Here is a 6,657-nt window from a genome sequence, read left to right on the forward strand (position 1 = left end):
TTGCAAACGGGATGTGTTCATATAAAGAATTATGGTTCGGAAGAAGTTAGTAAAACGAACTGACAGGATAAAGGCCTCGATTCATCCTGTCAGTAAAGAAAATCTTATTAATCGTGTTGATGTCTTTCTTGAATAGCCGTCAAAGAACCGACTTCTAACGCTTCTTTATAGTGTTTACGGCAAACCGAGACGTAACGCTCATTACCACCAATAACCACCTGTTCGCCTTCGTTATAAGGCCTACCCGCTTGATCAAGACGTAGCACCATGCTTGCTTTACGACCACAAAAGCAAATAGTTTTTAATTCGACCAGTTTGTCTGACCATGCCAGTAAGTATTGACTGCCGGTAAATAATTCACCGCGAAAATCTGTACGTAAGCCATAACAAAGTACGGGTATATCGAGTTGATCGACAACCTCCGATAATTCATATACTTGTTGTCTGGTTAAAAACTGGCATTCATCAACCAGTACACAATGAATTGCCTGTTGTTCATGTTCCGCACGAATCTCATCAAATAATGATGAATTTTGGTTAAATAATTTTGCCGGAGATGACAAACCTATACGCGAGCTGACTTTCCCTGCCCCGAAACGATCGTCAATTTCCGCCGTATATACGACAGTCCGCATACCGCGTTCCTGGTAATTGTATGAAGATTGCAGCAATGCCGTAGACTTACCCGCGTTCATTGCGGAATAGTAGAAATATAGCTGTGCCATCAGCCACAGGCCCTCAATGATATGAAATAAAGTTGGCTGAAGTTTATCATAATTCGCCAGTTTTACAGCGCAACAGTACACGCAGAAGAGCGTATATACATCATTCCTTAAGAAGGATGACATAATCCTTCAGAGCTATCATTGTGTCTGTATTGCTTGTTATAACCGCGTAAATGACTCCTGGTAACTATTCACAATCTTTAACTTGTTGCACAAGTAATAACCCTCTGTTGACCTCCAGGATACGGCAATACGAAGTCCCTGCACTTATTGCGACTGTTCTTCTTTTCATCATTCTCTTAATAGCGGATTTTTTGTAAACATGACTAATACCGAAGAGTAAAAGACGTCAGCGCGTGTTAATCCCTACATAAAATGTGACATGAATCAGGAAGTTTTAACCTTAGATGATGCGAAATCATCGGTACAAATAGGGCTATATGCCGCATCTTTTCTGGCTAATTTTATGAAAAGATATTTATTGGTGGCACAAAATAAAGAACAATTTTGAATTCCTTACATTCCTGGCTATTGCACAACTGAATTTAAGGCTCTATTATTACCTCAACAAACCACCCCAATATAAGTTTGAGATTACTACAATGAGCGAAGCACTTAAAATTCTGAACAACATCCGTACTCTTCGTGCGCAAGCAAGAGAATGTACACTTGAAACGCTGGAAGAAATGCTGGAAAAATTAGAAGTAGTTGTTAACGAGCGTCGCGAAGAAGAAAGTGCGGCTGCTGCTGAAGTTGAAGAACGCACTCGTAAACTGCAACAATATCGTGAAATGCTGATCGCTGACGGTATCGACCCGAACGAACTGCTGAATAGCATGGCTGCTGTTAAATCTGGCACCAAAGCTAAACGCGCACAGCGTCCAGCTAAATATAGCTACGTTGACGAGAACGGCGAAACCAAAACCTGGACTGGTCAGGGTCGTACTCCGGCTGTAATCAAAAAAGCAATGGATGAGCAAGGTAAATCCCTCGACGATTTCCTGATCAAGTAATAATCTTTTTTAGATTACGCTCGCTTAAAATCCCGCCATTGGCGGGATTTTTTATTGTCCGTTTTAAGACTATCCAATAAGAATAAGCTATAAAAAAACGGCATTGATAACTCAATGCCGTTTCGTAGAAAACACCGCTATTGGTGTTACTTCTTAATGCCCATCTCTTCTTCAAGCCAGGCTTTAAATTCAGCACCCAGCGAGTTGTGACGAATACCGTATTCAACGAAAGCCTGCATGTAACCTAATTTATTACCGCAGTCATGGCTCTTCCCTTTCATGTGATAGGCTTCAACCGTTTCTTTTTCGATCAGCATATCAATAGCATCGGTAAGTTGAATTTCATCGCCTGCTCCCGGAGGAGTTTTTGCCAGCAGCGGCCAAATATCGGCGCTAAGTACGTAACGACCAACAATAGCGAGATTAGACGGTGCAACATCTGCTTTCGGTTTTTCTACTACACCGACCATCGGTACACTTTCACCAGGCGCTAAATCCACACCTTTGCAATCCACAACACCGTATGCAGTCACATCAGCAACAGGCTCAACCATGATCTGACTATGGCCAGTTTCATCAAAGCGGCGGATCATCTCTGCGAGGTTATCCTGCGACAAATCGGATTCATATTCATCCAGAATAACGTCAGGCAAAATAACAGCCACAGGTTCATCACCAACTACCGGGTGAGCACACAATACTGCGTGCCCTAAACCTTTCGCCAGCCCCTGACGAACTTGCATAATAGTCACGTGCGGCGGGCAAATAGACTGCACTTCATCAAGCAGCTGACGTTTTACACGTTTTTCCAGCATTGCTTCCAGTTCAAAACTGGTATCAAAGTGGTTTTCAATAGAGTTTTTCGATGAGTGAGTCACCAGCACAATTTCAGTAATACCCGCCGCAATACATTCATTCACGACGTATTGAATTAATGGCTTATCGACAAGCGGTAGCATCTCTTTCGGGATAGCTTTCGTCGCCGGCAACATCCTGGTTCCTAATCCCGCTACGGGGATAACGGCTTTTTTGACTTTCGTGTTAATGGCAGCCATTTAAATTCTCCTGGACTGTTCGTGTATTGAACGTGTTCATATTTCTGTATCACATCCCAGTATATCAGTACCCTGGCGACGCCTGGTTCCGAAAAGGAAGCGAGTTAACATAATTAAGACAATTACTTATACGAATGGCGACGATAGTACCACCAGCAGACATTAGCAGGTAATGCAATTTTATCCCAAATTATCGTTTGCTCAATTCGCAGACAGCATCAAACGTAGCCTTCCACCAGCGCCCCAAATTTGGCATTGCCAGGCATCACATCTCTGACTCAATTGATTCAAATAAGTGTTGCCTAATGTTCCTAACGGAACGCCATTACTGATTTGAATCTGGTGTTCACCCGCATTCAACGTCGCATTCAAGCCTGCGGATACCAGAATGAGATTTTTTAATTCACGATGATAATAGCCGACTAATAGAGGAAATTGACCGGGCAGATTGGCCTGGCGTAGTAAATGGTTTACCTGCTTCAATAACGCGCCTAACTCAGGCAAAGGTTGATTCTGGTGCGCAAGCTGTTCCTGTAATAAGCCATTAAACAACGCACGTAATAACAAGGCTGCAAGGACGCCATTATGTCCAGCACGGGTTACATCAAGGCAATAAAAAGCCAGATCGTTTTCCGAAAGTGCAGCAATATCAAGTACCAGACCAGGTTTATCAACAGCAACGAGTTGGCGATAATTAACCCGACAATGGGAAATCTCCTGCTGAACCGGTGGTTGTAATTCTTGCAATAATTTCGCGGCGGCTGTCGGATTATCGACCATTGCATCCCAGTCGCGAAAAAGCCTTTCTTCTTCCTCAACCCTGGAGTTAAACATGCTGGGATACAGGCAAGCAAAAACCATCTCACGCAAGCGATTAAGATCTTTAACTGGTTTCAGCAAAACATCTTCCACACCCAGCCGTAATGCTTTCGCAATATCTGCCATATTTTCCGTAGCAGAAATCACCAGAACCGGGGTTTGGTCTCCCCGGTTGCGTATATGTTCCAGCAGTTTTAAGCCGTTCATTCTTGGCATTGCAATATCACATATCATCAGATCGGGTGTAAAACCGCCCAGTAGCTCAAGGGCATCCACCCCATCAGCCGCCAGTACTGTTGTTGCTCCCAATGAGGAAAACCATGAATCCAGAAGCGAGCGAAAGACTGGCTCATCTTCAACTATGAGAATCTGTTTTCCGACCAATGGCTGCGTCATGTTCTCTCCCCTGACTGGCTTTATTCAATAGTGACATGCTATTGCCATCAGTGCCTGTCAGAATTAACTTAAGTGTAGATAAAAAATCAGGTCAAAACGTTGGTTCGAACCAGCGGTAAAAGTTCATCCATTTTCTTCTCTACCGCTAATTGTCCTGCCGCAATGGCAGCATTTGCACGATGAAAATCCAGAGTGGATATCTGCGGGCATAAAGGTTGAATCAGAATATCAGGCGGATCCCCAGCCATACGGTTTCGTTTAAGACGGTTTTCCAGCACCTGGATAGACGTGGTCATAATCTCTGTTGCAGTTGGCGCAGTCACTGCCCGACGTGCCGTTATACTACTTAATCGTTCTTTCAGACGCGCATGCCACGGGAGAGGATCGTCGTTCTCGCCATTATCTTCACTGACATTAAATGAAAGGAGATCTTGTTGCATTAAATGAGCATCGTGCTGCAGATCGACCGCAATCACAATATCAGCGCCCATCGCACGCGTGAGGGAAATAGGAATCGGATTAACAACTGCGCCATCAACCAGCCAATAGCCGTTATGAGCGACCGGCGCCATCAGGCCGGGGATGCTGCATGATGCACGAATAGCAAGATGGAGGTCGCCTTCGGTAAACCAGAGTTCTCGCCCCGTGCTTAAATTAGTGGCAACCGCAGCGAAACGGCGTGAACAATTTTCGATCTCTGTTTCCGGCATTATTTCGCGGTACTGGTTGAACACACGCTCACCACGCAACAATCCACCCCGCTGCCAGGAAAGATCCATCAGCCGTAAAACATCCCAATAGCTAAAAGAGGTAACCCACTGTTCAAGCGCGGTCAGGCGATCGCATGCAAAAGCAGCGCCCACCAGCGAACCGATTGAACATCCAGCGACGATATCTATTTCAATGCCCATTTTTTTAAGCGCGTTAATGACGCCAATATGCGACCATCCTCGCGCCGCGCCAGATCCTAGCGCCAGCCCTATTTTTATCTTTCTCATTGTTCCTGAAGGCTTCCCCTGGAATGCAGCCGTAGCCACATCGCTACTGCTCGGTTAACATAGTGCTACGCAGGCGATTAATACGCCGTTATTGTTTCCAGGGAGATTATTTGTGTCTGAGCTTTGTCCCTGTGGTAGTGCTGTCGAGTATAGCCTATGTTGCCACCGTTATGTGTCTGGTGAAAAGGTCGCACCTGATCCAGAACATCTCATGCGTTCGCGTTACTGCGCTTTTGTGATGCAGGACGCAGATTATTTAATTAAGACCTGGCATCCGTCCTGTGGCGCAGCGGCGTTACGTGCCGAATTGATTGCCGGATTTGCGCATACCGAATGGTTAGGGCTGACCGTATTTGAGCGTTCATATCACGAAGGAGATAACGTAGGTTATGTTAGCTTCGTTGCTCGATTTGCCGAACAGGGTAAAACAGGAGCGATAATTGAACGTTCGCGATTTTTGAAAGAAAACGGTCAGTGGTACTATATTGACGGTACACGTCCACAGTTTGGCCGCAACGATCCCTGCCCTTGTGGTTCAGGTAAAAAATTTAAAAAGTGCTGCGGCCAATAATGGTTGACGGTACGGTTTAGCAAACACTCTCAACAAGGTTTTTCCAGCAATGCACTCACTCCAACGAAAAGTTCTGCGTACTATTTGTCCGGATCAAAAAGGTCTGATCGCGCGCATTACGAATATTTGCTACAAGCACGAGTTAAATATCGTGCAGAACAATGAATTTGTTGATCATCGTACCGGACGCTTTTTTATGCGCACGGAACTGGAAGGCATTTTTAATGATTCGACCCTGCTGGCGGATCTCGATAGCGCATTGCCGGAAGGCTCTGTGCGCGAACTAAATCCCGCCGGTCGTCGCCGGATAGTCATTCTGGTCACTAAAGAAGCGCATTGCCTTGGCGATCTGCTGATGAAAGCCAATTACGGTGGACTGGATGTGGAAATCGCGGCAGTCATCGGCAACCACGATACCTTGCGTTCGCTGGTTGAACGTTTTGATATTCCATTTGAACTGGTCAGCCATGAAGGATTAAGTCGCAACGAGCACGATCAAAAGATGGCGGATGCCATTGATGCTTATCAGCCTGATTACGTTGTGCTGGCGAAGTATATGCGCGTATTAACGCCGGAATTTGTGGCGCGCTTCCCGAATAAAATTATCAATATTCACCACTCATTCCTGCCAGCGTTTATTGGGGCACGTCCGTATCATCAGGCCTATGAACGCGGCGTGAAGATAATTGGCGCAACGGCACACTATGTAAATGACAATCTGGATGAAGGTCCAATCATTATGCAGGACGTTATTCATGTGGATCACACTTATACAGCCGAAGATATGATGCGGGCAGGTCGTGACGTCGAGAAAACCGTATTAAGCCGCGCCCTTTACCAGGTTTTGGCGCAACGTGTGTTTGTTTACGGTAACCGGACGATTATTCTTTAATCGCCAGCAAAAAGAACTGGTTGCCTTTAATCCGTTACGGATGAAAATTACGCAACCAGTTCATTTTTCTCAACGTAACGCTTTACAGCAGCGTGTCATTTGGTATGATGCGCCCCGCTTCCCAATGAGGGAGCAGGCCAGTAAAAAGTATTGCCCCGTGGTGGGGTTCCCGAGCGGCCAAAGGGAGC

The 6,657-nt window shown here is 45.5% G+C and carries 7 protein-coding genes; 3 read left to right on the forward strand and 4 right to left on the reverse strand.

Translation table 11 applies throughout. The annotated features are described in order from the left end of the window. Window positions 1-107 precede the first annotated feature (107 nt). On the reverse strand, window positions 108-725 hold the full coding sequence (tdk, locus tag EQY_RS0116120; protein WP_024165082.1) for a thymidine kinase: 618 nt from the start codon (window positions 723-725) through the stop codon (window positions 108-110). Window positions 726-1,327: 602 nt separating this feature from the next. On the opposite strand from tdk, the gene hns reads away from it, so the two are divergent. Beyond that, entirely contained in the window at window positions 1,328-1,738 is a 411-nt protein-coding gene (gene hns / locus EQY_RS0116125) for a histone-like nucleoid-structuring protein H-NS (RefSeq protein WP_001287384.1), read from the forward strand. A gap of 146 nt (window positions 1,739-1,884) precedes the next feature. Here hns and galU read toward each other — a convergent pair whose 3' ends face one another. The 3 genes from galU to rssA all read right to left on the reverse strand — a co-directional run bounded on the left by galU (window position 1,885) and on the right by rssA (window position 5,006). After that, on the reverse strand, window positions 1,885-2,793 hold the full coding sequence (gene galU / locus EQY_RS0116130) for a UTP--glucose-1-phosphate uridylyltransferase GalU (protein WP_000718987.1): 909 nt from the start codon (window positions 2,791-2,793) through the stop codon (window positions 1,885-1,887). A gap of 201 nt (window positions 2,794-2,994) precedes the next feature. Then, window positions 2,995-4,008, reverse strand: a complete 1,014-nt coding sequence (rssB, locus tag EQY_RS0116135; RefSeq protein ID WP_000193438.1) for a two-component system response regulator RssB — start codon at window positions 4,006-4,008, stop codon at window positions 2,995-2,997. Window positions 4,009-4,094: 86 nt separating this feature from the next. Beyond that, complete coding sequence (rssA, locus tag EQY_RS0116140) at window positions 4,095-5,006, reverse strand: patatin-like phospholipase RssA (RefSeq protein WP_010350469.1); 912 nt, start codon at window positions 5,004-5,006, stop codon at window positions 4,095-4,097. A 112-nt stretch (window positions 5,007-5,118) separates the two neighbouring features. Between rssA and EQY_RS0116145 the strand changes: the two genes are divergently transcribed. Continuing rightward, window positions 5,119-5,577, forward strand: a complete 459-nt coding sequence (locus tag EQY_RS0116145; protein ID WP_016158404.1) for a YchJ family protein — start codon at window positions 5,119-5,121, stop codon at window positions 5,575-5,577. Between the two features lie 49 nt (window positions 5,578-5,626). Beyond that, the gene (gene purU, locus EQY_RS0116150) at window positions 5,627-6,469 is read left to right on the forward strand and encodes a formyltetrahydrofolate deformylase (protein WP_000555851.1); all 843 of its coding nucleotides are present in this window, start codon (window positions 5,627-5,629) and stop codon (window positions 6,467-6,469) included. Window positions 6,470-6,657 lie beyond the last annotated feature (188 nt).

The sequence above is a fragment of the Escherichia sp. TW14182 genome, assembly GCF_000208525.1.
Classification (GTDB): Bacteria; Pseudomonadota; Gammaproteobacteria; order Enterobacterales; family Enterobacteriaceae; genus Escherichia; species Escherichia ruysiae.

What these genes read in the sequence shown, in the direction of transcription:
- hns (WP_001287384.1), top strand. Translation starts at nt 1,328, where the DNA reads ATGAGCGAAGCACTTAAAATTCTGAACAACATCCGTACTCTTCGTGCG.
- tdk (WP_024165082.1), bottom strand. Translation starts at nt 725, where the DNA reads ATGGCACAGCTATATTTCTACTATTCCGCAATGAACGCGGGTAAGTCT.
- rssA (WP_010350469.1), bottom strand. Translation starts at nt 5,006, where the DNA reads ATGAGAAAGATAAAAATAGGGCTGGCGCTAGGATCTGGCGCGGCGCGA.
- rssB (WP_000193438.1), bottom strand. Translation starts at nt 4,008, where the DNA reads ATGACGCAGCCATTGGTCGGAAAACAGATTCTCATAGTTGAAGATGAG.
- purU (WP_000555851.1), top strand. Translation starts at nt 5,627, where the DNA reads ATGCACTCACTCCAACGAAAAGTTCTGCGTACTATTTGTCCGGATCAA.
- galU (WP_000718987.1), bottom strand. Translation starts at nt 2,793, where the DNA reads ATGGCTGCCATTAACACGAAAGTCAAAAAAGCCGTTATCCCCGTAGCG.